This window comes from Pseudomonas sp. 18058, assembly GCF_902706155.1.
In the GTDB taxonomy this organism is placed as follows: Bacteria; Pseudomonadota; Gammaproteobacteria; order Pseudomonadales; family Pseudomonadaceae; genus Aquipseudomonas; species Aquipseudomonas rustica.
On record NZ_CACSJY010000025.1, the window covers coordinates 1 to 24,823 of the forward strand.

Genomic DNA, 24,823 nt, shown 5'->3' on the forward strand with positions numbered 1-24,823 from the left:
ACGAAGCATTCTTTATCGGCGCTTTGGTGGAAGGGGTGGGGCCGATGTCTCCCACAGTCTGTACTGGGCTAACAGTCAGAAGCTGGCTTTTGGTCCCACCCACCCCTTCGAGTCCTACCATACAAGCTAGCTTGCCGGCGATGGCATCAGTGCTGACAACACTGGTCTTGCTGACTGTCACACTTTGTCTCATCTTCAGTTATGCTCGCCGTTCGTCGTGAACGCTCGGAGCCGCTGACCTTATGTCCCCCACTCGCCTGTTTGTCCCCCTCGCCCTCTCGTTGCTGGCCGCTTGCGCCAGCCAACCGAAACAGAACGTGACCGTGGAAAAACAAAGCGAATGCCCGGTGAAACTCACTAACGGGCAAAACCTGATCATCACCCTGCCAAGTAATCCAACCACCGGCTACCGCTGGGCCATTCAGGATTCCGCTGGCGGCGTGCTGCGTGCACTCAGCCCTGAGGTTTACAGCAATCCGGAAGATGCCGGCGTGGTCGGTGCCGCCGGAATTTCAACCTGGCGCTTCCAGGCGTTTGCGCCCGGTACCGGACGTCTGCGTCTGACCTCGCAACAGCCGTGGGCGCCGGAAGTGCTGCCGGTAGAAACCTTTGATTGCGCGATTTCGGTGAACTGATCGTGGGTTGGTTGATTCTGGCGCTGATGGGCGCGGTGACGTTTCTTTATGGTTTGAGCACCCACGCGGCGCTCCTGTGTTTGTTGGTCAAACCATTGCCGGTGCTGGCGCTGCTCGGCTGGCTGCATGATGCGCCGCCCAGCGACTATCGGCGCTGGATCAGTCTGGGGCTGATTTTCTCGTTGCTCGGTGATGTGCTGCTGGCGTGGCCGGGGGATTTGTTCGTGTTTGGCCTTGGCGCGTTTCTGGTCGCGCATCTGGCGTATCTGAAGGCTTATCTGAGTGACTGCAAACGTCTGGCGATTGTGCCGCTGGTGCTTGCCCTCGCTGTTGGCGCGGTGCTGTTGGGGATGCTGATTTCCAGCGGGCTCGGGCCGTTGCTGGTGCCGGTGATCGTCTATGGCACAGCAATCAGCGCGATGCTTTGGCGCGCCCTTGCGCGGCTCGGCACCGATGTGCCGAAACGTTCGGCGTTGCTCGCGGCCGGCGGTGCGCTGGCGTTTGTATTCTCCGACAGCGTGATTGGCATCGATCGTTTCGTATCGCCATTCCACGCTGCGCCATACGTCATCATCCTCAGCTACTGGCTCGGCCAGTGGGGCATCGCCGCCTCGGCGTTCTCCCAAACCAAACGGATCTGATCGTTCCCACGCTCCGCGTGGGAATGCATCCTGTGACGCTCTGCGTCACTTGCGCAGGGACGCAGAGCGTCCGGGGCGGCATTCCCACGCCGAGCGTGGGAACGATCAGCCGATCTCTGTAGGAGCTGCCGCAGGCTGCGATCTTTTGATTTACCGCTTTATCAGACAACCCAAGCATCCCCGCGCCCTTTTGGCTAAAATGCCGGCCTTTCCATTTACACCGCCGGAACCGCCGTGAGCAAAGAACCCGATCGCATTTTCGCCAAGCCTCTGGCCCAGGTACCCGACTTCGCCTTCAACGAAGACGTGGTGCGGGTGTTCCCGGACATGATCAAGCGCTCGGTGCCGGGTTACCCGACCATCGTCGAAAACCTTGGCGTACTCGCGGCGCAATTCGCTCAGCCGAACAGCGTGCTCTACGACCTCGGCTCATCGCTGGGTGCGGTCACTCAAGCCCTGCGCCGTCACGTGCGTACCGACGGTTGCCGGGTGATCGCGGTGGATAACTCTGCCGCGATGGTCGAACGCTGCCGCGAATACCTCAACGGTCAGGACTCGATGTTTCAGGAGTTGCTGCCGGTGGAGGTCATCGAAGGCGACATTCTCGCCCTCGACTTCCAGCCCGCCTCGGTGGTGGCGCTGAACTTCACCCTGCAATTCATCGCCCCCGATCAGCGCACCGCGTTGCTCTCGCGCATCCGCCAATCGTTGCTGCCGGGCGGCGCGCTGATTCTCTCGGAGAAGCTGCGCTTCAACGATGCCGAAGAGCACGCGCTGCTCACCGATCTGCACGTCGCCTTCAAACGCGCCAACGGTTACAGCGAACTGGAAATCGCCCAGAAGCGCAGCGCCATCGAAAACGTCATGAAGCCCGACAGCCTCGAAGAACACCGCGAGCGCCTGTTGGCGGCCGGGTTCTCGAAAGTCGTGCCGTGGTTCCAGTGTCTTAACTTTGCCTCGTTGATTGCCTTGCCATGATTGATCTGTCCCCCCTCGCCCGCCGTCTGGCCGGCACGCCGCTGGCCGAATGGGCCAACACCCTGCAAGCTCAACTCGACAAGAAAATGGAGAAAGGCCACGGCGACCTGGAGCGCTGGCAAAGTGCGCTGGACGCCTTGCCGAAGATCCAGCCAAGCGAAATCGATCTGCTCAACGGCTTGAAGCTCGACACCGATTGCGACGACGAAACCCGCGCGCAGATGCGTACTGCGTTGATGGGACTGTCGCCGTGGCGCAAAGGGCCGTTCGATCTGTTCGGCGTGCACGTCGACACCGAATGGCGTTCGGACTGGAAGTGGTCGCGTGTCGCCCCGCATCTGGATCTGAAAGGCAAACGCATCCTCGATGTCGGTTGCGGCAACGGCTACTACATGTGGCGCATGCTCGGCGCCGGCGCCAACAGCGTGATTGGCGTTGATCCGAACTGGTTGTTCTTCTGCCAGTTCCAAGCGGTGCAACGTTATCTGTCCGAGCCGAATGCCTGGCACCTGCCGTTCCCGTTCGAAGACCTTCCGGCGAATCTGGAAGGCTTCGACACGGTGTTTTCGATGGGCGTGTTTTATCACCGTCGCTCGCCGATCGAGCACTTGCTGGCGCTGAAGGATTGCCTGGTCAAGGGCGGCGAACTGGTGCTGGAAACGTTGGTGGTTGAAGGCGACAAGCATCAGGTGCTGGTGCCGGAAGATCGCTATGCGCAGATGCGTAACGTGTGGTTCCTGCCGTCGGTGCCGGCGTTGGAGTTGTGGTTGCGTCGTGCGGGGTTTACCGACATTCGTTGTGTGGATGTGAGCACCACGACTGTTGAAGAGCAGCGCGGTACCGAATGGATGAAGTATCAGTCGCTGAGCGACTTCCTTGATCCGGAAGACCACAGCAAAACCATCGAAGGGTTGCCGGCGCCGATGCGTGCGGTGATCGTCGCCAAGAAGTAACCCAACCTCTCAAACACCGCGGTGAATTCACCCCTCACCCCTGCCCTCTCCCCAAGGAGAGGGAGCCGATCCTTGGGCTTTTCGAAACTTGAGTTCGACTCGATAACTCAAGTCGGCGGATCTCGCCCATCCAACCCGGTCAGTCCCTCTCACTCCAGGAGAGGGAGCCGATCCTTGGGCTTTTCGAAACTTGAGTTCGACTCGATAACTCAGGTCGGCGGATCTCGACCATCCAACCCGGTCAGTCCCTCTCACTCCAAGAGAGGGAGCCGATCCTTGGGCTTTTCGAAACTTGAGTTCGACTCGATAACTCAAGTCGGCGGATCTCGCCCATCCAACCCGGTCAGTCCCCTCTCCCTCCGGGAGAGGGTTAGGGTGAGGGGCTTTTTGCTCTGCGGGCGCGGAAGAACTCCGTCAGCACCGCGCCACATTCCTCCGCCAACACCCCGCCTTCATACAACACCCGGTGATTCAAAAAGCCCTGGGTAAAAAACTGCCCCTGACTCTGCACAATCCCGGCCTTCGGCTCCAGCGCCCCATACACCACACGCGCCACCCGCGAATGCACGATCAACCCCGCGCACATGCTGCACGGCTCGAGCGTCACATACAGCGTGCTGCCCGGCAGCCGATAGTTATCCACTGCCTGCGCGGCCGCACGAATCGCGACCATTTCGGCATGCGCACTCGGGTCGCTGGCACTGATCGGGCAATTAAACCCACGCCCGATGATCTCGCCATCCTGCACCAGCACCGCACCCACCGGCACTTCGCCCAGCGCTGCACCTTGCGCCGCGAGCGCCAAGGCTTCACGCATGAAATCGCGATCACGGCTGCGGTCGATGATCGCCGCGGGGCGAATCTGGCGCATCACTTCACCTCGATGGCGGCCATCAGGCCGGTTTCCATGTGGTCGATCACGTGGCAGTGGAACATCCACACCCCCGGATTATCGGCCACCAGCGCCACTTGCGCGCGCTCGTTCTTGCCCAGCAGATAGGTGTCGGTGAAATACGGAATGACCTTGTGCCGGTTCGACGACAACACTTTAAAGCTCATGCCGTGCAGGTGAATCGGGTGCTGGTACTGGGTCATGTTTTTCAGTTCGAAAATATAGCTCTGCCCCAGCTTCAAACTGGCAATCGGCCGATCAGCGCAAGTCTTGTCGGTGATGTCCCAAGCTTTGCCGTTGATCTGCCACAGGCTCGGCGGCCGCCCGTTGTCGACATCGACCGACACCGAACCGACCCATTCGAAATTGAAGTTGAGTTTCTCGGCATTCGCCAGATCCGGCTCGGCCACCGGGTTGGCCGGCAAGGTTTTCGGCCAGTCGGTCGGCGCGTCGCTATTGGCCACCGAACGCAGCGTGCCCAGACGCACCGGGCCATTACGCAACGACAGCTCTTCGCCCGCCGCCGGTGCCTTGATCGCCAGACAAATGCGCATGCCCGGGCCCAGCCAATATTCCTTGCCCAATGGCCGTGGCTCGACCGGGTTGCCGTCCAGCGCATAAATCTTCGCTTCGACGCCGGGAATATTGATGCGATACGTGAGGGTGTTATCCAGATTGAGCAGCCGCACCCGGGTGATCTGCCCCGCCAGCAATTCAATCACCGGGGTCGGCACACCATTGATCGTCGACAAACGCCCCGCCGTACCGCCCCGCGCCGCTTCGCGTGGAATGCTGAACTCGACGAAATTGCCTACGTCATCAATGTGCCAATTCTTCAGGCTCAGGGTCTTTTCGTAGATGAAACCGGTCGGCTCGCGCTCTTCAATGATCAGCGGCCCGACCAACCCGCGACCGAGTTCTTCGCTGCTGCTGACGTGTGGGTGATACCAATAGCTGCCGGCGTCCGGCACGCGGAATTTGTAATCAAAGTATTCGCCGGGCAACACCGGCAGTTGCGAGACGTACGGTACGCCATCCATTTCCAGCGGCAGGCGGATGCCGTGCCAGTGAATGGTGGTCGCCACCGGCAAATGGTTGATGAAGCGCACCCGCAGCCATTCACCCTGACGCACACGCAATTCGGTACCCGGCGCCGACGGGCCGAACGCCCACGCCTCGGTCTTGTGCCCAGGTACCAGTTCAACGTCCAGTGGCGCGGCGATCAGCTCGTAATCGTGACCCGCCTCAGCGTCGGCAATCTTGCCCAGCCAGTAACGCGACGCGCCCCCTGCGCCGACGCCAACGACAACTAGACCGGCCAGGCCACCGAGGATTTGGCGACGGGTAAAGGACATGAACTCAACTACCTCACGTATCAGCGACAGGCCCGGGGGCCCGTTAAAAGGCGAATACGATACACCCGCAACTGCGAAACAGTAAGGCCGGCGTGGCAATGCGACACAGGTTCGCCATGTCTGCGGGACACTTTCGTACAGATCGCGTCCCTGCTTCCTTCACGCTCAGATGGCCTCAGCCCTACAGATTCGCGCCGCTGAAAAAGCCATAGTGTTGATCAGTTTTTCACCCCCCATTTCTCAAGGAGCGAGAAGTGAATATTTCTGTAACCCTGCCCCCAACTCTGCTTCCAAACCCTGCCGATGAACAGTCACTGCACACGCTGGTGCTGCCGTTTACCGAGGCCTGCCCCGACCTGCACGACATGGCCCACGAAGCGGCCCAAGGCATTCTCGACAAATACGGTATCAAAGACATTGATCCCGAAAATGTCTGGTGGCACCGCTTCAACAACACCTCCGTCAGCAGCGACAAAGCCTTTCTGGGCTGGGAGCATTACCCGTCACCTTCGGAGTCACTGACGCTGGCGGAGCTAGTGGTCAAACGCTTTCACGCTCCCGATCAGGACAATGCCGACCTCCTCGACGGCTACGGCGGCTTTTACAGCGAAGGCGCAGACGCATCGGTCTTCAACGAGACCAACGAGGTTCGCCTGCGCCCCAGCGAAGTGCTGAAAGACCTTTGGGCGATCAACTTCAGCGAACTCTATCGAACGAAAATGCAGCAGTTCTGGACGCTGCACGCCGACGATTTCCGCACGTTGGCCAAACTGAATTTCCTCGCCAAGGCCCTCGACGAACACGACGGCGAACGGCTGAACAATGAAAACCTCAAAACATTGATCAAGGCTGTGGCGAGCGATATCGCCTGGCCGGTCTCGCTGGCATTTCTGCAACGCGAAACGCCTATTGCTGACGGACTGCGAGTGAGCGCCCTGAACATCGGCGGCTACAGCGCCACGGATATTTTGTGCATCGCTGACAGCAATGGCGTGCAGATTCTCTACACCCCCGGTGAGCTCGACTGCTTCCATGTGTTCGCCACTGAGTCCGATCTGCATTGGTGGTTGTTGATGCAAAACAATCATTCGGAGAATCGCGCACGCTTCATGGCGCATTTCCCCGTGGCTGCCCAGCAACAGGACGATGGCAATATCGGTCTGAATGCCATGATCGACTTGCTGTACTCGACGTGGGGCGCCAGCGATCACCACTTGATCAACCAAAACACCACCGCAATCACAGGTGACGCGTTCAGTTGGCTACGCGACTCGGTCAAGGCGCGCATGCACAGCGATGCTGACCTTTCGCTGCATTCCAATGGTGAGCTGCGCAAGAAGATGTGGATCGGCTACCTGAACGCCTTTCTCCGGGTGTTCGGCTCCATGGCCGCCGTGGGCTGGCCCGTTGCGCTGGCAGTGGTCGGTGCGGGACTGGCCGACATGGGCATGAACATCGATCAAGCCATCAATGGCACCAGCAAGGCAGATCGCAAGGCCGGAGTCATCGGAGCGATCGCCAGCGGCATCGATGTGCTGTTCAACCTGTCGTACCTGCGTGGAGCAGCAGAAGTCGCGGAAGTTGGCGAAGCGAGCGAAATGTTTAACGTTCAGGACGAGTTTACCGAACCACTCATCGACGAATCGACCGCAGATATTGCAGATGTCCCGCCAATTGCGCGTTATGCCCCGGGCCCCGCTTATGCGCAACAAGGCACAGACTTACTGGAGTCTTTCGAGACCAATGAAGTGCTGGACGGATTATCGCCTGTCTCGCAAGAAGGCCAGTATCAAGGGATCTTTCAACCACTGGGTGGTGGGCACTACGTACTGATCAACGACAGTTATTACCTGGTTCGCTTCATCAAAGAGCTCAAGGGCTGGGCGATCATTGATCCGGCAAATCCTCACTCGTTCTATCGCAGTTTGCCGATTCGTCTGGATGAGGCTGGGGAATGGCAACCGATCAATCGTCCGGGCCTGATGGGCGGCGGCAAGTGCATCGGGCTGTGGCCATGGGGTCGCGCTCGAACACCGCTTCCGGACGTGGACAGTCCGCCGACCGCCTACGACATTCCACCCGCTTCACGCGATGCGCTGAACGAACTCGCTCAAGGCCGGGGTACCAAATACGAGCTAAAAGATTACATGGCCACCCTGCCAAAAACCGACGCCAGCAATCCGCACGCTGAATTCAAGGCGTTACGCCAGACGCTATACCGCGATGCCAATGCCTTTCTGGAGTCCCACACGCTGCCACCGCGCCCGGAAATCCCTGAATTGCCGGCGAAACTCGCGCCGAAAGAGATCATCAAGAAGCTGTATAAATCGGCGTCCGGGCTGGTCATTGGCGAGAATCACTCCAGTGTCGGCAGCAAACAGTTTCTGATCGACAACATGGCGGCACTCAGTAAACAGAAGGTCAAAACCCTGTATCTGGAGCATGTGCTGACAGACTTCCATCAAGCCGATCTGGATGTTTTCAATCGCACCGGGAAGATGTCAGAGACGCTGGAAACCTACCTGAAGACCATGGACGGGGGATTCAAAACCGACACCAGCGGCCAGTACACTTTCCTCGAACTGGCCAAAGCGGCGCAAAAAAACCATATCCGTATCCAGTCGATCGATTGCCTGGCCAGCTATAGAAGCACCGGCATGAGCGGTGTCGACAAAAGCACGTTCCGCCAGAAGATGATGAATTACTTTTCGCATGAGGTGATCACGGCGGATCAGAACGCTCGTGGCGCCCATCGCTGGGTCGCGCTGGTAGGCGACAGCCATGCCAATACCTGGGAAGGCGTACCGGGCTTAAGCGAACTGGAAGGCGGCATCGGCCTGCGTATAGAAAGTACCCCGGCCGGAACTGCCCGAGGCATAGAGCCGGATCCCGGGCGCATTCCGACCGACGAGTTTGCCCGCCCGTTATCGCCCGTCAAAAGCGACCTGCGCCTGCAAATCGACACCCCCGCCAGCGTTGCCTTGGCCGACTCACTGGAAAAAACACTGATCAATCCCGGCGATTGCACGGTGATGAACATCGACGACGTCGCCACGCTGATTCATCGCAGCAGCGATGGCAACATCGTTCGCACGCCGATCCTCAACAAGGGCGGGTTCTATTACGTTGAACGGCCGAACTGGCCCATCAGCTGCCGACGTTACCCCAACCTTGCCGAGCTCTCGGCTGCGTTGCGGATCATGGGGTTCAAACCGATCAAAATCAGCTGACGTAAAAAAGCCCCGTGAACTCGCGTTCACGGGGCTTTTCGGGGTTAACACCGATCAATCAGACCGGGATTATTCCCACTCAATCGTCGCTGGCGGTTTGCTCGACACGTCATAAGTAACGCGCGAAATGCCTTCGATTTCATTGATGATGCGGCCGGAGACGGTTTCCAGCAGTTCGTAAGGCAGGTGAGCCCAACGCGCGGTCATGAAGTCGATGGTTTCTACGGCACGCAGGGCAACCACCCAGGCGTAACGACGGCCATCACCAACAACACCAACCGATTTCACTGGCTGGAACACGACAAAGGCTTGGCTGACTTTGTGGTACCAGTCGGCTTTGCGCAGTTCTTCGATGAAGATGTGGTCGGCACGACGCAGCAGGTCGGCGTATTCCTTTTTCACTTCACCGAGGATACGTACGCCCAGGCCCGGGCCCGGGAATGGGTGACGGTAGACCATGTCGTACGGCAGGCCGAGTTCCAGGCCCAGACGACGGACTTCGTCCTTGAACAGCTCGCGCAGTGGCTCGACCAGTTTCAGGTTCATCTCTTCCGGCAGGCCGCCCACGTTGTGGTGCGACTTGATCACGTGGGCCTTGCCGCTTTTCGCGCCAGCCGACTCGATCACGTCCGGGTAGATGGTGCCCTGAGCGAGGTACTTGATGTTGTCCAGTTTGTTCGACTGGGCATCGAATACGTCGATGAAGGTGCGACCGATGATTTTGCGCTTCTTCTCTGGATCGGCTTCGCCGGCCAGGTTGTTCAGGAACTGCTCTTCAGCGTTGGCGCGGATTACCTTGACGCCCATGTTCTCGGCGAACATGGCCATCACTTGCTCGCCTTCGTGCAGACGCAGCAGGCCGTTGTCGACGAAGACGCAGGTCAGTTGGTCGCCGATGGCTTTGTGCAGCAGCGCGGCAACCACCGAGGAGTCAACGCCGCCGGACAGACCCAGCAGCACGTTGTCGGTGCCGACCTGAGCGCGGATGTTGGCGATGGCGTCTTCAGCGATCTTCGACGGCGTCCACAGGGCTTCACAGCCGCAGATGTCGAGAACGAAGCGCGACAGGATGCGACCGCCCTGTTTGGTGTGGGTCACTTCCGGGTGGAACTGCACGCCGTAGTAGCCGCGAGCGTCGTTGAACATACCGGCGATCGGGCAGCTCGGGGTGCTGGCGAGGACGTGGAAGTCTTCCGGCATCTTGGTGACCTTGTCACCGTGGCTCATCCAGACGTCGAGGCCGAACAGGCCGTCAGCATCGATGTGGTCTTCGATGCCGTCGAGCAGGCGGCTCTTGCCGACTACGTCAACACGGGCGTAACCGAACTCACGCAGCTCGGAACCTTCAACCTTGCCGCCCAGTTGCTCGGCCATGGTCTGCATGCCGTAGCAGATACCGAAAACCGGTACGCCCAGATCGAACACTGCCTGTGGGCAGCGCGGGCTGTCGGCGACGTGTACGGACTCGGGGCCGCCGGCGAGGATGACGCCTTTAGGAGCGAATTCGCGGATCGCATCTTCGTCCATGTCGAACGGGTGCAGTTCGCAGTACACACCGATCTCGCGCACTCGGCGGGCGATCAGTTGGGTGTATTGCGAACCGAAGTCGAGGATCAGGATGCGGTGAGCGTGAATATCGAGGGCCATGATTCAGTCTCGTCTAAGTCATTCAGAAACAGTCGTGATACAGAAACAACTCGGGGCTGAATAAAACAGCCCCGGTTGTCTAACGATTTGCTTGAAGCATCAACCTACGCGGTAGTTTGGCGCTTCTTTGGTGATCTGCACGTCGTGAACATGGGATTCGGCCATGCCGGCGCCGGTGATCCGCACGAATTCAGGCTTGGTGCGCATTTCTTCGATGTCGGCGCTGCCGGTGTAACCCATCGAGGAACGCAGACCGCCCATCAGTTGGTGAATGATCGCGCTCAGGGTGCCTTTGTACGGCACACGGCCTTCGATGCCTTCCGGAACGAGTTTCTCGGCGCCTGCCGAGGAATCCTGGAAGTAACGGTCGGAAGAACCTTGAGCCTGGGACATGGCGCCCAGCGAACCCATGCCGCGATACGCCTTGTACGAACGGCCCTGGAACAGTTCGATTTCGCCCGGCGCTTCTTCAGTACCGGCGAACATCGAGCCCATCATCACGCAGGAAGCACCGGCAACGATGGCCTTGGACAGGTCACCGGAGAAACGGATGCCGCCGTCGGCGATCAACGGAACGCCAGTGCCTTCAAGGGCAGCGGCGACGTTGGCGATGGCACTGATTTGCGGGACGCCGACACCGGCGACGATGCGGGTGGTGCAGATCGAGCCAGGGCCGATACCGACCTTGACTGCGTCAGCGCCTGCTTCGGCCAGAGCCTTGGCAGCGGCGCCGGTGGCGATGTTGCCGCCGATCACCTGCACGTCAGGGAAATTCTGTTTAACCCAGCGAACGCGGTCGATCACGCCTTTGGAGTGACCGTGAGCGGTATCGACTACCACCACGTCCACACCGGCATTGACCAGAGCGGCGACGCGGTCACCGGTGTCTTTACCGGTACCGACAGCAGCGCCAACGCGCAGACGACCTTGATCGTCCTTGCTGGCCAGCGGGTAGGCTTTGGCTTTTTCGATGTCGTTGACGGTCATCATGCCTTTGAGGGCAAATTTGTCGTCAACGATCAGAACGCGTTCGATGCGGTTTTTGTGCAGCAACTCGCGAACGTCGTTCTTGTCGGCGCCTTCCTTGACCGTGACCAGACGCTCTTTAGGCGTCATCACTTCACGGACGGTGGCTTCCAGACGGTTTTCGAAACGCACGTCACGGGAAGTGACGATGCCGACCAGGTCGCCATCGTGCAGTACCGGAACTCCAGAAATGTTGTGCAGACGGGTCAGTTCGAACAGTTCACGCACCGTGGCATCAGCCTCGATGGTGATCGGATCCTTGACTACACCGGCTTCGTAACGCTTGACCTTGCGAACTTCGGCAGCTTGCTGCTCGATGGTCATGTTCTTGTGGATAATGCCGATGCCACCTTCCTGAGCCATGGCAATTGCCAGACGGGCTTCAGTGACGGTGTCCATTGCGGCAGAAACCAGAGGAATATTCAGCTCGATGCCACGGGTTAGGCGGGTCTTGAGACTGACTTCGTTAGGAAGCACCTCGGAATAACCGGGCACTAGGAGAATGTCGTCGAATGTCAGAGCTTCTTGGCTGATACGCAGCATCGCGGGGGCTCCCGAGCGGGAAAATGGAAGCGCGCCATTATAGTCAGACACCCCCTTCGGATCAACGTAAAACTCAGTCTAATTGATATACGGAAAACCCTGTTTTTTGTAGGAGCTGTCGGAGGCTGCGATCTTTTGACGTTGTCTGTTAATAACCAGATCAAAAGATCGCAGCCTTCGGCAGCTCCTACAGGGAATGTTTGAGGGTCAGAGTTCGACTTTTACCCAACTGACGGGGAGATCGAGCCAGTCGGCGAATTCGTCGAGAAAGCTTTGTTTGAAACCCGCCTCCAGCCAATTGTTGAAGATGAAGCCGAGGTTGGAGAACCCGCACTCTTGCAGGTACAGGAAGCCGTTGATGTCGTCTTCGTGCCCGCATTCCGGGCAAGTGAAGTTGTCGGTGCGCCCAGGCATCCAGTCTTCCAGGCTTTCGAACAGTGCCTCGCCGATCTCGCGACGGCATTCGGCGCACCCGGCCTCTCCGAGAAACCCTTTGGCCGGGGTATAGATGCAGCGTTTGGTGACGATTTCCAGACCGTTGATGGGCTCACCGAACGGCAACGCCTGCGGGTGCAACACCACGGCACGCGCGCCATCGGCAATCGCGTAAGCCATGCGATTGCCAGTGCGGCCGCAGGTGCTCAGCTCTTCCTTGACGATGTTTTTGCGCACCAGCCAGCGCACGATCGCCCGGGCCCGGGGTTCGTGCACCGGCAGGGTGGAGATTTTCGGGACGATGATGCTTTGCGAATTCATGGTGCAGCCTGCGACGTCAAATGGAATTTTTGCGGTGCTCGCTCCGCCGCCATCGCGGGCAAGCCTTGCTCCTACAAGCTCATGTGAACCTTGTAGGAGCAAGGCTTGCCCGCGATGGCGTCAGTGCGGCCGGCAGCTTAATCCCTGACAAAATCCGGTCAAGTGCTGAGATAGCGCCCGATCAACGCCAGCCCGCTCGCCAGCACCAGCCACGTCACCAATCGCACAAACGCCTCGCGCGACAACCTCATGGTCAACCGCCGCCCGACCCACAACCCCAACGCCATGGCCGGCAACAGACACAGCGCCAACATCAACAAGGGTAGCTCGGCATACACTCCGGCGATGGCGAACAAGCTCAAACGCACCACCGTGCTGCAACTGATCAGCGCACTTTGCGTGGCCCGCGCCGCTTCCTTCGGCAATCGGCTGTTCAAATAAATCGCATATAAAAAGCCGCCGCTGCCAAACAGCGCACCAAATAACCCACCCACCGTGCCCATCGGCACTGCCCAACCGGCTGACAATTGCGTCGGCCGCGCTTTCACCCACAGGCTGTAAATCGCGTAAGCGCTGATAAACAGCCCCATCAACAGCAACAGCAGGTCGGACTTGAGGTTGAGCAGGAAAATCACCCCCAACGTACAACCGACCGCCATGCACGGCAGCAACCGCAACAGCTCCGGCTTAGCGACATCGCGCCGCGACGGCAGCAGATTGCCGAACGCCGCGACGAAATCCAGCAATACCAGCAGCGGCACGATCTTCGACAACGGCATGAACAGAATCAGAATCGGCCCCGCCACCAATGCCGTACCGAACCCGGCGATACCGAAGACGATGTAAGCCAGCACGATGCCCAAGACGATAATCACCCAGCCTTGCACGCCCCACTGCCACTCACTCAACAAACCCGCCACGCTCATCGATGCGCTTCCTTAATAAGCCTGAGATGACTTTAGCCAGCGCCAACGCTTGCGACTAATATCTTCAAAGTCGCCAAGTCATCTCCAAAAGGCATACCTGATGCTGTCCACCCGTCAATTGCGTTACTTCGTTGAGATCGCTGAATGCGGCAGTTTCAGTGCGGCGGCGGAGCGTTTGTTCATTGCCCAATCGGCGCTAAGCCGGCAGATCAAGGCCATGGAGACGCACCTGCAAACGCCGCTGTTCGAGCGTACTGCACGCCAGCCGCGACTCACGGCGGCGGGCGAAGCGTTTTTGCCGCGAGCGCGTAATCTGCTGATCGAACTGAACAAGGCCAGCGTCATGGCCACCGAAGTCGGTAACGGGCAACTCGGCACCCTGCGTTTGAGCCATTCCAGCACCGTGCCGATCAGTGGGCGTTTGCTCAGCGATATCGGCGCTTATCTACAGCAACAACCGGGTGTGTCGCTGGATATCGGCAAGCTGTCTTCCGAGGCGCAACTGGAAGAGCTGGCCGAAGGTCGCCTTGATGTCGGCTTGTTGCGGTTGCCGGTTTTGCGCCAGCGCGAAGGCATTCAGATCGTGCCGCTGTTTAGTGAACGCCTGTTGTTGGCCGTACCGGCGAATCATCGACTGGCCACCTTGGATAAGGTGGAACTGGCACAGCTCAAGGACGAAGCCTTCATCTCCATTCCCCATCCACAGCGCGGCGGCCTGAGCTATTTGTGCGCAGATCTTTGCATGCGCCAGGGTTTCTTCCCGAAAGCGGCGCGGGTGATGTCGCGTAAAACCACGCAATTACAATTGATTCAGGGCGGATTCGGCATTGCCCTGCTGCCGGAATCAATGCAAGACATTGCACCGAGCGGCGTACGATTTCTGCCGCTGAGCGATCCCGACTGCCAAAGCACCGTCGCCCTCGCCTACCACCAGAACCCCAGTCCCCTTATCCACCACTTCCTCCAGACCTTCACCACTCCCCTGTAGGAGCTGCCGAAGGCTGCGATCTTTTGACCTTGATCTCAAAAACCAGATCAAAAGATCGCAGCCTCGTTTCACTCGACAGCTCCTACAGGGATCGTGCAATGACGGCGAGAATGCCTTTAAACTGCGCCCCATGATTAAAGATCCCTTTGCAAGACTTGGCCTGGACCGTGAAGTCCTGACCGTCAGCCAGCTCAACGGCCGTGCGCGGGTGCTGCTGGAAGACGTGTTCAGCAACATCTGGGTCGAAGGCGAAATCTCCAACCTCGCCCGACCGGCGTCCGGCCACATCTACTTCACGCTCAAGGACAGTGGCGCGCAGGTGCGTTGCGCGCTGTTCCGGCAGAACGCCGCGCGCGTGCGCCAGGCGCTGAAAGATGGTTTGGCGGTGAAGGTGCGCGGCAAGGTCTCGCTGTTCGAAGGCCGTGGCGACTATCAGCTGATTCTCGACACCGTCGAACCTGCAGGTGATGGCGCGCTGCGTCTGGCCTTCGATGCGCTGAAAGAAAAGCTCAGCGCCGAAGGGCTGTTCAGTGCCGAGCGCAAAGTGCCGCTGCCCGCGCATCCGCAGCGCATCGGCATTATCAGTTCGCCGACGGGTGCGGTGATTCGCGACATCATCAGTGTGTTCCGCCGTCGTGCGCCGCAGGTTCAGTTGACGCTGATTCCGACCGCCGTACAGGGCCGTGAAGCCACCGCACAAATCGTTCGCGCGCTGAAAATGGCCGATGCCCGTGGCTTCGATGCGCTGATCCTCGCCCGTGGCGGCGGCTCGCTGGAAGACCTCTGGTGTTTCAACGAAGAAGCCGTGGCCCGCGCCGTCGATGCTTGCGTGACGCCGATTGTCAGCGCGGTTGGCCATGAAACCGATGTGTCGATCAGTGACTTTGTTGCTGACGTTCGCGCACCGACGCCATCTGCGGCTGCCGAATTGCTCGCGCCTGATTCGAGCCATCTGATCCGCCAGGTCGAAAGCCTGCATCGCCGCTTGGTCATGCGCATGCGTGACCGTTTGATGCGTGATCGTCTGCGCCTCGAAGGCATGGCGCGTCGCCTGCGTCATCCCGGCGAACGTCTGCGCCAGCAAGCGCAACGTCTGGATGATTTGGACATGCGCATGCGCCGGGCCTTCGAGCGCAGTCTCAATACCCGTCGCGAACGGCTGATCCGTCTGGAAACCCGCCTCGCCGGGCAACACCCAGGCCGCCAGTTGGCGATGTTGCGCCAGCGTCTAGACAGCCTCGCCGAGCGTCTGCCGCGTGCCATGCGTGAAGGCCTGAAAAACCGTCGTCTGCAATTGCACAGTCAGATGCAGACGCTGCACGTGGTCAGCCCGTTGGCGACCCTCGGTCGTGGTTACAGCATTCTGCTCGATGAGCGCGGCCATGCGATTCGTAACGCCGCGCAGACCCACACCGGCCAGCGCTTGAAAGCCAAACTCGGCGAAGGCGAACTGCAAGTGCGCGTCGAGGACAATCACCTGACGCCTGTCACCCTTTCTTTACTGGACTGATCCATGCCGCGTTTTCTGGCTCCACTGTTTTTGCTCTGCCTGACCTTCAACGCCCATGCCGACAGCTACATTACCCGCATGCTCAACAAACCGGTGCCGGGTGGCGTCGCCGTGGTTGATCTGGGCACTGCTGCGCAGGCGCCGACCGCCACCTATCAAGGCAAACCGGTGCTGGTGGTCAAGGAACAGGACAACTGGCTGGCAATCGTCGGCGTGCCGTTGACGGTCAAACCGGGTGCGCAGCAGATCAGCAGTGGCGGCCGTAATCTGCCGTTTACTGTCGGCAGCAAGAAATACCCGGAACAGCACATCACCCTGAAGAACAAGCAGCAGGTCAATCCGGATCAGTCGAACCTCAAGCGCATCGAGGGTGAGCTGGCCGTGCAGATCAAGGCCTATCGCAGTTTCAGCCCGAATACGCCGAGCAATCTGCTGTTGGACAAACCGGTGAACGGGCCGCTGTCGAGCAAGTTTGGTGTACGTCGCTTCTTTAATGGTGAAGAACGCAATCCGCACGCGGGCCTCGACTTTGCGGTGCCGGCAGGCACGCCGATCAAGACCCCGGCGGCGGGTAAGGTAATTCTGATCGGCAACTACTTCTTTAATGGCAACACGGTGTTCGTCGACCATGGGCAGGGCTTTATCAGCATGTTCTGCCATATGTCGAAGATTGACGTGAAGGACGGCCAGCAACTGGCGCGTGGCGCGGTGGTGGGCAAGGTGGGCATGACCGGCCGCGCGACCGGGCCGCATATGCACTGGAATGTCAGCCTGAATGATGCGCGGGTGGATCCGGCGATTTTCATTGGTGCATTTCAGCCTTAAATATGTATTGAGGCGACCGGCCTCTTCGCGAGCAAGCCCGCTCCCACATTGGATTCGTGTTGTGAACACGATCCACTGTGGGAGCGGGCTTGCTCGCGAAGGCGGCTTAACCAACCCACAAATCCCCCTGACACCCATCCAACCTCAATTGCGCCCCAATCTAACCTAACGCAAACATCCGCAACCTTCACAGACTTAAGCACAATAAAATCGCGCAAAACCCCGCTTTCCGAGTATTCCTCTCAATTTTTTTCGACTGCTTGCCATCCTCTCCCCTCGCGGTTAGGGTTGAAGGCATGAAAACCTCTCACACCCTCATTCAGCTTCGCCAGCACCGCAGCCTGTGCCTCGTCAGCGCACGACTGCCAGGCTGAATCGCTGCGCCTCGCCCAGAGCTTTTCCAACATATTCGTAACACCGGCAGGCCGCCTTTTTTCGGCCCAGACAATAAGGAATTTCCCGATGAGCATGCTCAAAGACCCGTCTTCGAAATACCGCGCGTTTCCTGTCATCAACCTGCCGGATCGCACCTGGCCGTCGAAGACCATCGACACCGCGCCGATCTGGTGCAGCTCCGACCTGCGTGACGGCAACCAGTCGCTGATCGAGCCGATGGACGCGGTGAAAAAGCTGCGCTTCTGGAAAACCCTGGTGCAAGTCGGCGTGAAGGAAATCGAAGCCTCGTTCCCGGCCGCTTCGCAAACCGACTTCGACTTCGTGCGCACCCTCATCGAAGAAGGCCACATCCCGGACGACACCACCATTCAGGTGCTGACCCAGGGTCGTGAAGACTTGATCGAGCGCACCTTCGAATCCCTGCGCGGCGCGAAGAAAGCCATCGTTCACTTGTACAACGCCACCTCGCCGTCTTTCCGTCGCATCGTCTTCAACCAGGACAAGGACGGCATCAAGGCCATCGCCGTGAACGCCGCCAAGCTGTTCGTCAAATACGCCGCGATGCAGCCGGACACCGAGTGGACGTTCGAATACTCGCCGGAAACCTTCAGCGCTACCGAGCTGGAATTCGCCAAGGAAGTCTGTGACGCGGTGATCGAGGTGTGGAACCCGACGCCTGAGCACAAGATGATCCTCAACCTGCCCGCCACCGTTGAGTGCGCGACGCCGAACATCTACGCCGATCAGATCGAGTGGTTCGGCCGCAACATCAATCGTCGTGACAGCGTGATCATCAGCCTGCACACCCACAACGACCGTGGCACCGGCGTCGCCGCCACCGAGCTGGGCCTGATGGCGGGCGCTGATCGCGTCGAAGGCTGCCTGTTCGGCAATGGCGAGCGTACCGGTAACGTCGACCTCGTCACCGTCGCATTGAACATGTACACCCAGGGTCTCGACCCGCAGTTGGACTTCTCCGACATCGACGGCGTGCGCAAAGTCGTTGAAGAGTGCAACCAGATTCAGGTTCACCCGCGTCACCCGTACGTTGGCGATCTGGTGCACACCGCGTTCTCCGGCTCGCACCAGGATGCGATCCGCAAAGGTTTCTCCCAGCAGAAACCGGACGCACTGTGGGAAGTGCCGTACTTGCCGATCGACCCGGCCGACATCGGCCGCAGCTACGAGGCGGTGATTCGCGTCAACAGCCAGTCGGGCAAGGGCGGCATCGCCTACTTGCTGGAGCAGGAATACGGCATCAGCCTGCCGCGTCGCATGCAGATTGAATTCAGCCAGGTTGTGCAGCGTGAAACCGATCGTCTCGGTCTGGAGATGACCGCCAAGCAGATTCACTCGCTGTTGATCAGCGAATACCTGCAAGCCAACACCCCGTACGCGCTGGTCAGCCATCGCCTGCAGGAAGAAAACGGCAACAGCAATGTTGAAGTGGAAGTGGCGAGCAAAGGTCAGGGCGAAACCAACCTGCACTGGCGCGGCAAGGGCAACGGTGCGCTGGAAGCACTGGTCGCCGGCCTGCCGATTCCGGTGGAGATCATGGACTACAACGAACACGCAATCGGCGCTGGCACCAACGCCAAAGCGGCGGCCTATATCGAACTGCGTGTGAACGGCGAACGTGCGGTGCACGGCGTGGGTATCGATGAAAACATCACCACGGCCAGCTTTAAGGCCCTGTTCAGCGCGCTGAACCGCTCGCTGAGCCAGCCTGAGGCGAAAGCGGCGTAAACGACTGCTGAAATGCAAAAGGCCCCGAAGCTAAAGCTTCAGGGCCTTTTTTTGTCTGCTGGTTTTGGGTTGCCTGTGCCGGCCCTTTCGCGAGCAAGCCCGCTCCCACATTTGGAATGCATTCCCCCTGTGGGAGCGGGCTTGCTCGCGAAGGCGTCCTGTCAGGCGCTGCAGGAATCAGGTGAACTCGAAGGTATCGGCATCCAGATTCGCTGGAAAGCGCTCGCGATACGTCGCCAATGGTGCCGCTTCGAGCACCACCTTGAACACACCGTCCGCCTCCCCCGCCGCCAGCAAGCTCTCGCCCTGGAAATCCAGCACCTGACTGTCACCGGTATAAGCGAAGCCCTTGCCATCAGTGCCAACGCGATTTACCGCCGCCACATAGCAAAGGTTTTCGATCGCCCGCGCCGGCAGCAAACGGTTCCAGTGCAAACGCCGCGCACCAGGCCAGTTCGCGGTGTACAGCAGCAAATCCGTATCCTGCGAATCACGGCTCCACACCGGGAAGCGCAGGTCGTAGCAAATCAGCGGACGCACACGCCAACCCTTCAGTTCGAACTGCACCTGCCGCTCACCGGGCGTGTAGTGATTATGCTCACCGGCCATGCGGAACAGGTGACGCTTGTCGTAATGCAGCACTTCGCCGTCCGGCCGCGCCCACAACAGACGATTACGATGGCTGCCGTCTGCCGCCTGAATAATCACGCTGCCGGTAATCACCGCATCGAGTTTCGCCGCCTGAACCCGCAGCCATTTGCTGGTCGGGCCATTCTCGGCTTCGGCGAGCGTTTCTGATTCCATGGAGAAACCGGTGGTGAACATTTCCGGCAGGATGATCAGATCAGCGCCCTGTGCCTGCTCCAGCAACTGCTCGAAATGCTCGAAGTTGGCCTGACGGTCGTGCCAGGCCAGGGTGGTCTGGATCAGCGCCAGATTTAGATCGGGTAATGCACTCAGATCACGCATAGTTTCGCCGCCGCTTCACGCAGCGTCTCCTCGCGTTTGGCAAAGCACAGACGCACCAGGCGCTGGCCTTGCGGTGGATTCTGGTAGAACACCGACACCGGAATACTTGCCACGCCGTGTTCGCGGGTCATCCACATGGCCATCTCGACGTCGTTCAAATCGGGACGGATCTGCGAGTAATCGACCAGTTGGAAATAGGTGCCCGCGACACGGCTGAAGGTGAAGCGCGACGGGGCCAGCAGGTCGCAGAACAGGTCGCGTTTGGCCTGATAAAAACCCGGCAACTCTTCGACGTGCTCCGGGTGCTCGGCCATGTAATCGGCCAACGCGTATTGCAGCGGTGTCACGCCGCAGAAGCTGACGTACTGATGGACTTTACGCAGTTCGGCGGTCAGTGCCGGCGGCGCAACGACATAGCCGGTTTTCCAGCCCGTGACGTGATAGGTCTTGCCGAACGAGCTGACCACGAAGGCGCGCTGATAGAGCTCTTCGTGCGCGAGCACGCTGACGTGGGGCACGCCGTCGAAGACCAGGTGTTCGTAGACTTCATCGCTGATCAGATAGATGTCGCGGTCGCGGATCAGCGCTGCCAGTTGATCCAGTTCCGCGCGGGTGATCAGGGCACCGCTCGGGTTGTGCGGGGTGTTGATGACGATCATTTTCGTGCGCGGGCTCAGGGCCGCCGCGAGTTGCTCGAAATCGATGGAGAAGTCGACCGGGTTCAGCTGCACATGCACGCAACGACCGCCCGCCAATTCCGTTGCCGGTGCATAGCTGTCGTAGCATGGATCGAACACGATGACTTCGTCGCCGCTGTGGATAACCGCCTGAATCGCACAGAAGATGGCTTGAGTCGCACCGGGAGTGACGGTCACTTCGCTGTCGGCGCTGACCTGCACGCCGTAGCTGCGCGCGATTTTCAGCGCAATCTGTTCGCGCAGCGCCGGCAAACCGGTCATCGGCGAATACTGGTTGTGGCCACTGGCAATGTGCCGACCGACCGCATCGCGCAGCGACTGCGGGCCGTCGAAATCAGGAAAACCCTGGGACAGGTTGATCGCGCCGGTCTGCGCCGCGAGCTGAGACATCTGCGTGAAAATAGTGATGCCGACATTCGGCAGCTTACTGGTGATCATCGGGGGTTCCCTGCTCAACACCCGGCTCTGACGACGGCGCGGGAGAGCCCGAGGATAGCCCATCCGGCGCCCATAAAAAAAGGGCGCCGGATGGCACCCTTCTCTCAAGTTGATCGTTCCCACGCTCTGCGTGGGAATGCAGCCTTGGACGCTCTGCGCCCGCCGCTTTTGTGACGCAGAGCGTCACGGGATACATTCCCGCGCGGAGCATGGGAACGATCAATGACCCGCGACCTTACTTCTTGTCGCGGCGCTTCTTGTCGGCTTTCTTGCTGTGCGACATCATCCGACGCTTCCTGTTGACCTGGCGGTCGGTCAGGGTGTTTTTGTTGCCTTCGTACGGGTTCTCGCCGCCCTTGAACTCGATGCGGATCGGCGTACCGACCAGCTTGAGCACACGACGGTAAGTATTCTCCAGATAGCGCACATACGACTTCGGCACTTTCTCGATCTGGTTACCGTGGATCACGATGATCGGCGGGTTAGCACCACCCAAGTGAGCGTAACGCAGCTTGATCCGGCGGTTGTTGACCATCGGTGGTGCGTGCTCGCCCACCGCGTCTTCCAGAATCTGGGTCAGACGGTTGGTCGGCCAGCGGGTAACCGCGGACTTGAACGAGTTCTGTACGGACGCGTAGAGGTTGCCCACGCCAGTGCCGTGCAGTGCCGAGATGAAGTGGATGTCAGCGTAGTCAACGAAGAACAGACGACGCTGCAGCTCGACCTTGACGAAGTCGCGCTCGCTCGGCGTCATGCCGTCCCACTTGTTGATCGCGATCACCAGCGCACGACCCGACTCGATGGCGAAGCCGAGCAGGTTGAGGTCGTGATCGACCACACCTTCACGGGCGTCCATCACAAAGATCACCACGTTGGCGTCTTTGATCGCTTGCAGGGTTTTGACCACGGAGAATTTTTCGACTTCTTCGTGGATCTTGCCGCGCTTGCGCACACCGGCGGTGTCGATCAGCGTGTACTTCTCTTCATTCCGCTCGAACGGGATGTAGATACTGTCGCGGGTGGTGCCGGGCTGGTCATAAACGATTACCCGGTCTTCACCGAGCATACGGTTGACCAGGGTCGATTTGCCGACGTTCGGACGACCGATGATAGCGATCTTGATCCCGTCTTTTTCACTCGGGCCAGGAATGCGCTTGGCTTCCTCACCTTCGGCAACGATTTCTTCTTCGCCGTCTTCCGGCTCTTCTTCATCACGCGGGAAATCACCCAGGGCGATTTCCAGCATCTGCGTGATGCCACGGCCGTGAGCACCAGCGATCGGAATCGCGTGGCCCATGCCCAGTGGTGCGAATTCAGCGCGGGCCATTTCCGGGTCGATGTTGTCGACCTTGTTGGCAACCACGTAGGAACGCTTGTTACGTTTGCGCAGGTGTTCGGCGATCATCTGGTCGGCGGCGGTGAAACCGGCCTTGGCATCTACCAGGAACAGCACAACATCTGCTTCTTCAATGGCCAGCAGCGACTGCTCGGCCATTTTTTCGTCCATACCGTGCTCGTCACCGGAGATACCACCGGTGTCGACCAGAATGTAGGAACGCCCTTGCCACTTGGCCTCACCGTACTGGCGATCACGGGTCAGACCGGACAAGTCGCCGACGATGGCGTCGCGAGTCCTGGTCAGGCGGTTGAACAAGGTGGACTTGCCGACGTTCGGTCGGCCCACCAGGGCGATTACGGGAACCATGCGGCTCTCCACTTCGTTATTTCAGAAAATACAAAAGCCGCTGCGAGGCAGCGGCTGGTGCTCGGGGCAACACTGTGGGAGTGAACAGGTTCACTTCCACTAGTGAAGCTGCCTGGGGTGTTATCCCCAAGCATAGTTGTTACTTGATGGTCAGGGCTTCCAGTTTGCCGCTGTTGCCATACACATAAATCGTGTCACCCACCACCAGCGGACGGGCACGCAGGCCGTCGCTGTCGATGCGCTCACGGCCGACGAAACGGCCGTCAACCTGACTCAACAGGTGCAGATAACCTTCCAGGTCACCCACTGCTACATAGCTGGAGAACACTTCCGGAGCCGACAGTTGACGGCGAGCCAGCGAATCGTTGCTCCACAATGCTGTGGTGGAACGCTCGTCGACGCCTTCAACAGTGCCCGAAGACAGGCTCACGTAAACGCTGCCGAAACCCTGAGCAATACCGGCGTAGCTCGACGCATCGCGCTGCCAGAGTTGACGACCGCTTTCCAGATCCAGTGCCGCAACGCGACCCTGATAGCTGGCAACGTACAGGGTGCCGCCGGACAACAGCAGACCGCCGTCGATGTCGACCACGCGCTCCAGTTCCGAACGACCTTGCGGAATCGCAATGCGTTGTTCCCAGACCGGCACGCCGTTGGAAATGTCCAGAGCGACCACTTTACCGGTCGACAGGCCAGCCACCGCGAGGCGATTGGTGACCAGCGGTGCACTGGTGCCACGCAGGGTCAGAACGGCCGGGGTGCTGTCATACACCCAGCGCTGAGTACCGGTGGAGGCATCCAGACCGATCAGACGGTCGTCCTGAGTCTGCACCACCACGACGTCGCCGTTGTTGGCCGGCGGCGCGAGTACTTCGCTGTTGACGCGAGCGCGCCACTTCTCTTCACCATTGCTGGCGTCCAGAGCGACGACTTCGCCACGCAGCGTACCAATCAGAACCAGACCGTAACCCACGCCAACGGCGCCGGAGACAGGCAGTTCAAGGTCTTGCTTCCACTTCACGTCGCCGTTGCTGCGATCCATGCCCATCACTACGCCGGTCACATCGGCGGCGTAGATGGTGTCACCGTCGATCGCCGGCACCAGCATGTTGTAGGTTTCGCCCTGACCGTCACCGATCGAACGACTCCACTGCTTTTGCAGAACCACTTCTTCTTTGAAGTCGGTCAGTTCAGCCGGTGGCAATTCTTTTTTGCTGTTGCTGCTGCAACCCGCGGCCAGAAGGGCCAGAGCCAGCAATGCTGCATGCTTCCAACGGATCACGTCACGCATCCCCTTTGGCCAGGTCGTCGAGCTTGATTTGAAGGCCACCGACCGCCGCTTCATCCGACAGTGCCGCCTTGGCTTTTTGATACGCCTTGTTCGCGTCATCGGTACGGCCCAGCTGCACCAGCAGGTCGCCCTTGAGTTCTTCGCGAGTAGCCAGGAACGCTTTGTCGGCGTCGCCGTCGAGCAGTTTCAGACCGTCTTCAGCTTTGTTCAGCGCACCCAATACCTGTGCCAGACGCTGACGGGCGATTTCGCCCAGCGCCGGGTTGGCCGGTTTGTCGACGATGGCTTTCAGCTCGGTCGCGGCGTCGTCCAGCTTGCCGCTGTCGACCGCCACTTTGGCGACGAACAGGCTGCCGTACTGCGCGTAGGCAGTACCGCCGAATTCGCTGTTGAGCTTGCCGGCCAGATCCGCAACGCGGGCAGCATCAGGCTTGCCGTCAGGCGTCAGCGTGGTTTCCAGCAATTGCTGATAGAGCACCGAGGCGCCTTGCGACTGGTTGCCCTGATATTTGTGATAAGCCTGCCAGCCGAACACGATGACCAGCGCCAACAGGCCGCCGGTGACCAGAGGTTTGCCGTTGCGTGTCCACCAGTCCTTCAAATCCGCCAACTGTTCGTCTTCGGTACTCGACACCCCAATACTCCTTAATCGCTAAATCGGCTGTTTAGACAGCT

Annotated in this window: 20 protein-coding genes; 9 read left to right on the plus strand and 11 right to left on the minus strand. The window is 59.5% G+C overall.

What is annotated here, in order from left to right; genetic code table 11:
- Positions 1-242: 242 nt before the first annotated feature.
- From GVL50_RS15110 to cmoB, 4 genes are all read left to right on the plus strand, one after another.
- Positions 243-635 carry a protease inhibitor I42 family protein gene (locus GVL50_RS15110; protein ID WP_159813948.1) on the plus strand — a complete coding sequence of 131 codons (393 nt, stop codon included), beginning with the start codon at positions 243-245 and terminating at the stop codon, positions 633-635.
- Between the two features lie 2 nt (positions 636-637).
- On the plus strand, positions 638-1,276 hold the full coding sequence (locus GVL50_RS15115; RefSeq protein WP_178124192.1) for a lysoplasmalogenase: 639 nt from the start codon (positions 638-640) through the stop codon (positions 1,274-1,276).
- A gap of 234 nt (positions 1,277-1,510) precedes the next feature.
- Positions 1,511-2,254: a carboxy-S-adenosyl-L-methionine synthase CmoA gene (cmoA, locus tag GVL50_RS15120; RefSeq protein ID WP_007916813.1), complete on the plus strand. Its 744-nt coding sequence runs from the start codon at positions 1,511-1,513 to the stop codon at positions 2,252-2,254.
- A complete protein-coding gene (gene cmoB / locus GVL50_RS15125; RefSeq protein WP_159813950.1) occupies positions 2,251-3,207 on the plus strand; it encodes a tRNA 5-methoxyuridine(34)/uridine 5-oxyacetic acid(34) synthase CmoB in 957 nt (318 codons plus the stop codon). The genes cmoA and cmoB overlap by 4 nt, the downstream gene beginning before the upstream one ends.
- Positions 3,208-3,577: 370 nt before the next feature.
- On the opposite strand, the gene tadA is transcribed toward cmoB, so the two are convergent.
- Positions 3,578-4,078 carry a tRNA adenosine(34) deaminase TadA gene (gene tadA, locus GVL50_RS15130; RefSeq protein ID WP_053123497.1) on the minus strand — a complete coding sequence of 167 codons (501 nt, stop codon included), beginning with the start codon at positions 4,076-4,078 and terminating at the stop codon, positions 3,578-3,580.
- Complete coding sequence (locus tag GVL50_RS15135; RefSeq protein WP_159813952.1) at positions 4,078-5,454, minus strand: multicopper oxidase family protein; 1,377 nt, start codon at positions 5,452-5,454, stop codon at positions 4,078-4,080. Before GVL50_RS15135 ends, tadA begins: the two co-directional genes overlap by 1 nt.
- Before the next feature lie 254 nt (positions 5,455-5,708).
- Here GVL50_RS15135 and GVL50_RS15140 point away from each other — a divergent pair, with 254 nt between their 5' ends.
- Positions 5,709-8,684 (plus strand): membrane-targeted effector domain-containing toxin, encoded by a 2,976-nt coding sequence (locus GVL50_RS15140; RefSeq protein WP_159813954.1) that lies wholly within the window; start codon positions 5,709-5,711, stop codon positions 8,682-8,684.
- A 69-nt stretch (positions 8,685-8,753) separates the two neighbouring features.
- On the opposite strand, the gene guaA is transcribed toward GVL50_RS15140, so the two are convergent.
- The 4 genes from guaA to GVL50_RS15160 form a co-directional block, all read right to left on the minus strand.
- Complete coding sequence (gene guaA, locus GVL50_RS15145) at positions 8,754-10,331, minus strand: glutamine-hydrolyzing GMP synthase (RefSeq protein ID WP_053123501.1); 1,578 nt, start codon at positions 10,329-10,331, stop codon at positions 8,754-8,756.
- A gap of 99 nt (positions 10,332-10,430) precedes the next feature.
- Positions 10,431-11,900: an IMP dehydrogenase gene (guaB, locus tag GVL50_RS15150; protein WP_159813956.1), complete on the minus strand. Its 1,470-nt coding sequence runs from the start codon at positions 11,898-11,900 to the stop codon at positions 10,431-10,433.
- A 207-nt stretch (positions 11,901-12,107) separates the two neighbouring features.
- Positions 12,108-12,656 (minus strand): sugar ABC transporter ATPase, encoded by a 549-nt coding sequence (locus tag GVL50_RS15155; RefSeq protein WP_053123506.1) that lies wholly within the window; start codon positions 12,654-12,656, stop codon positions 12,108-12,110.
- A gap of 158 nt (positions 12,657-12,814) precedes the next feature.
- Positions 12,815-13,582 (minus strand): sulfite exporter TauE/SafE family protein, encoded by a 768-nt coding sequence (locus tag GVL50_RS15160; RefSeq protein ID WP_159813958.1) that lies wholly within the window; start codon positions 13,580-13,582, stop codon positions 12,815-12,817.
- A gap of 100 nt (positions 13,583-13,682) precedes the next feature.
- On the opposite strand from GVL50_RS15160, the gene GVL50_RS15165 reads away from it, so the two are divergent.
- The 4 genes from GVL50_RS15165 (at position 13,683) to leuA (ending at position 19,047) form a co-directional block, all read left to right on the plus strand.
- Complete coding sequence (locus GVL50_RS15165) at positions 13,683-14,570, plus strand: LysR family transcriptional regulator (protein ID WP_159813960.1); 888 nt, start codon at positions 13,683-13,685, stop codon at positions 14,568-14,570.
- A gap of 130 nt (positions 14,571-14,700) precedes the next feature.
- Positions 14,701-16,080 carry an exodeoxyribonuclease VII large subunit gene (xseA, locus tag GVL50_RS15170; RefSeq protein WP_008082520.1) on the plus strand — a complete coding sequence of 460 codons (1,380 nt, stop codon included), beginning with the start codon at positions 14,701-14,703 and terminating at the stop codon, positions 16,078-16,080.
- Positions 16,081-16,083: 3 nt separating this feature from the next.
- Positions 16,084-16,905 carry a peptidoglycan DD-metalloendopeptidase family protein gene (locus tag GVL50_RS15175; RefSeq protein ID WP_053123512.1) on the plus strand — a complete coding sequence of 274 codons (822 nt, stop codon included), beginning with the start codon at positions 16,084-16,086 and terminating at the stop codon, positions 16,903-16,905.
- A gap of 462 nt (positions 16,906-17,367) precedes the next feature.
- Positions 17,368-19,047, plus strand: coding sequence for a 2-isopropylmalate synthase (leuA, locus tag GVL50_RS15180; protein WP_053123514.1), 1,680 nt, complete (start codon positions 17,368-17,370; stop codon positions 19,045-19,047).
- Between the two features lie 177 nt (positions 19,048-19,224).
- Here the strand turns inward: leuA and GVL50_RS15185 are convergent, their stop codons facing one another.
- The 5 genes from GVL50_RS15185 to GVL50_RS15205 form a co-directional block, all read right to left on the minus strand.
- Positions 19,225-20,016, minus strand: coding sequence for an amidohydrolase (locus tag GVL50_RS15185; RefSeq protein ID WP_159813962.1), 792 nt, complete (start codon positions 20,014-20,016; stop codon positions 19,225-19,227).
- Entirely contained in the window at positions 20,004-21,152 is a 1,149-nt protein-coding gene (locus GVL50_RS15190) for a pyridoxal phosphate-dependent aminotransferase (RefSeq protein WP_159813964.1), read from the minus strand. Before GVL50_RS15190 ends, GVL50_RS15185 begins: the two co-directional genes overlap by 13 nt.
- Positions 21,153-21,387: 235 nt before the next feature.
- The gene (gene der / locus GVL50_RS15195; protein ID WP_053123520.1) at positions 21,388-22,857 is read right to left on the minus strand and encodes a ribosome biogenesis GTPase Der; all 1,470 of its coding nucleotides are present in this window, start codon (positions 22,855-22,857) and stop codon (positions 21,388-21,390) included.
- A 139-nt stretch (positions 22,858-22,996) separates the two neighbouring features.
- Entirely contained in the window at positions 22,997-24,148 is a 1,152-nt protein-coding gene (gene bamB / locus GVL50_RS15200) for an outer membrane protein assembly factor BamB (protein ID WP_053123522.1), read from the minus strand.
- Positions 24,141-24,782, minus strand: a complete 642-nt coding sequence (locus GVL50_RS15205; RefSeq protein WP_053123524.1) for a tetratricopeptide repeat protein — start codon at positions 24,780-24,782, stop codon at positions 24,141-24,143. The genes bamB and GVL50_RS15205 overlap by 8 nt, the downstream gene beginning before the upstream one ends.
- Between the last annotated feature and the right edge of the window lie 41 nt (positions 24,783-24,823).

Coding starts and splice junctions, on each gene's coding strand:
- leuA (WP_053123514.1), top strand. CDS start 17,368: ATGAGCATGCTCAAAGACCCGTCTTCGAAATACCGCGCGTTTCCTGTC.
- guaA (WP_053123501.1), bottom strand. CDS start 10,331: ATGGCCCTCGATATTCACGCTCACCGCATCCTGATCCTCGACTTCGGT.
- GVL50_RS15190 (WP_159813964.1), bottom strand. CDS start 21,152: ATGATCACCAGTAAGCTGCCGAATGTCGGCATCACTATTTTCACGCAG.
- GVL50_RS15155 (WP_053123506.1), bottom strand. CDS start 12,656: ATGAATTCGCAAAGCATCATCGTCCCGAAAATCTCCACCCTGCCGGTG.
- xseA (WP_008082520.1), top strand. CDS start 14,701: ATGATTAAAGATCCCTTTGCAAGACTTGGCCTGGACCGTGAAGTCCTG.
- GVL50_RS15185 (WP_159813962.1), bottom strand. CDS start 20,016: ATGCGTGATCTGAGTGCATTACCCGATCTAAATCTGGCGCTGATCCAG.
- GVL50_RS15165 (WP_159813960.1), top strand. CDS start 13,683: ATGCTGTCCACCCGTCAATTGCGTTACTTCGTTGAGATCGCTGAATGC.
- GVL50_RS15160 (WP_159813958.1), bottom strand. CDS start 13,582: ATGAGCGTGGCGGGTTTGTTGAGTGAGTGGCAGTGGGGCGTGCAAGGC.
- GVL50_RS15110 (WP_159813948.1), top strand. CDS start 243: ATGTCCCCCACTCGCCTGTTTGTCCCCCTCGCCCTCTCGTTGCTGGCC.
- guaB (WP_159813956.1), bottom strand. CDS start 11,900: ATGCTGCGTATCAGCCAAGAAGCTCTGACATTCGACGACATTCTCCTA.
- tadA (WP_053123497.1), bottom strand. CDS start 4,078: ATGCGCCAGATTCGCCCCGCGGCGATCATCGACCGCAGCCGTGATCGC.
- GVL50_RS15175 (WP_053123512.1), top strand. CDS start 16,084: ATGCCGCGTTTTCTGGCTCCACTGTTTTTGCTCTGCCTGACCTTCAAC.
- cmoB (WP_159813950.1), top strand. CDS start 2,251: ATGATTGATCTGTCCCCCCTCGCCCGCCGTCTGGCCGGCACGCCGCTG.
- bamB (WP_053123522.1), bottom strand. CDS start 24,148: ATGCGTGACGTGATCCGTTGGAAGCATGCAGCATTGCTGGCTCTGGCC.
- GVL50_RS15135 (WP_159813952.1), bottom strand. CDS start 5,454: ATGTCCTTTACCCGTCGCCAAATCCTCGGTGGCCTGGCCGGTCTAGTT.
- der (WP_053123520.1), bottom strand. CDS start 22,857: ATGGTTCCCGTAATCGCCCTGGTGGGCCGACCGAACGTCGGCAAGTCC.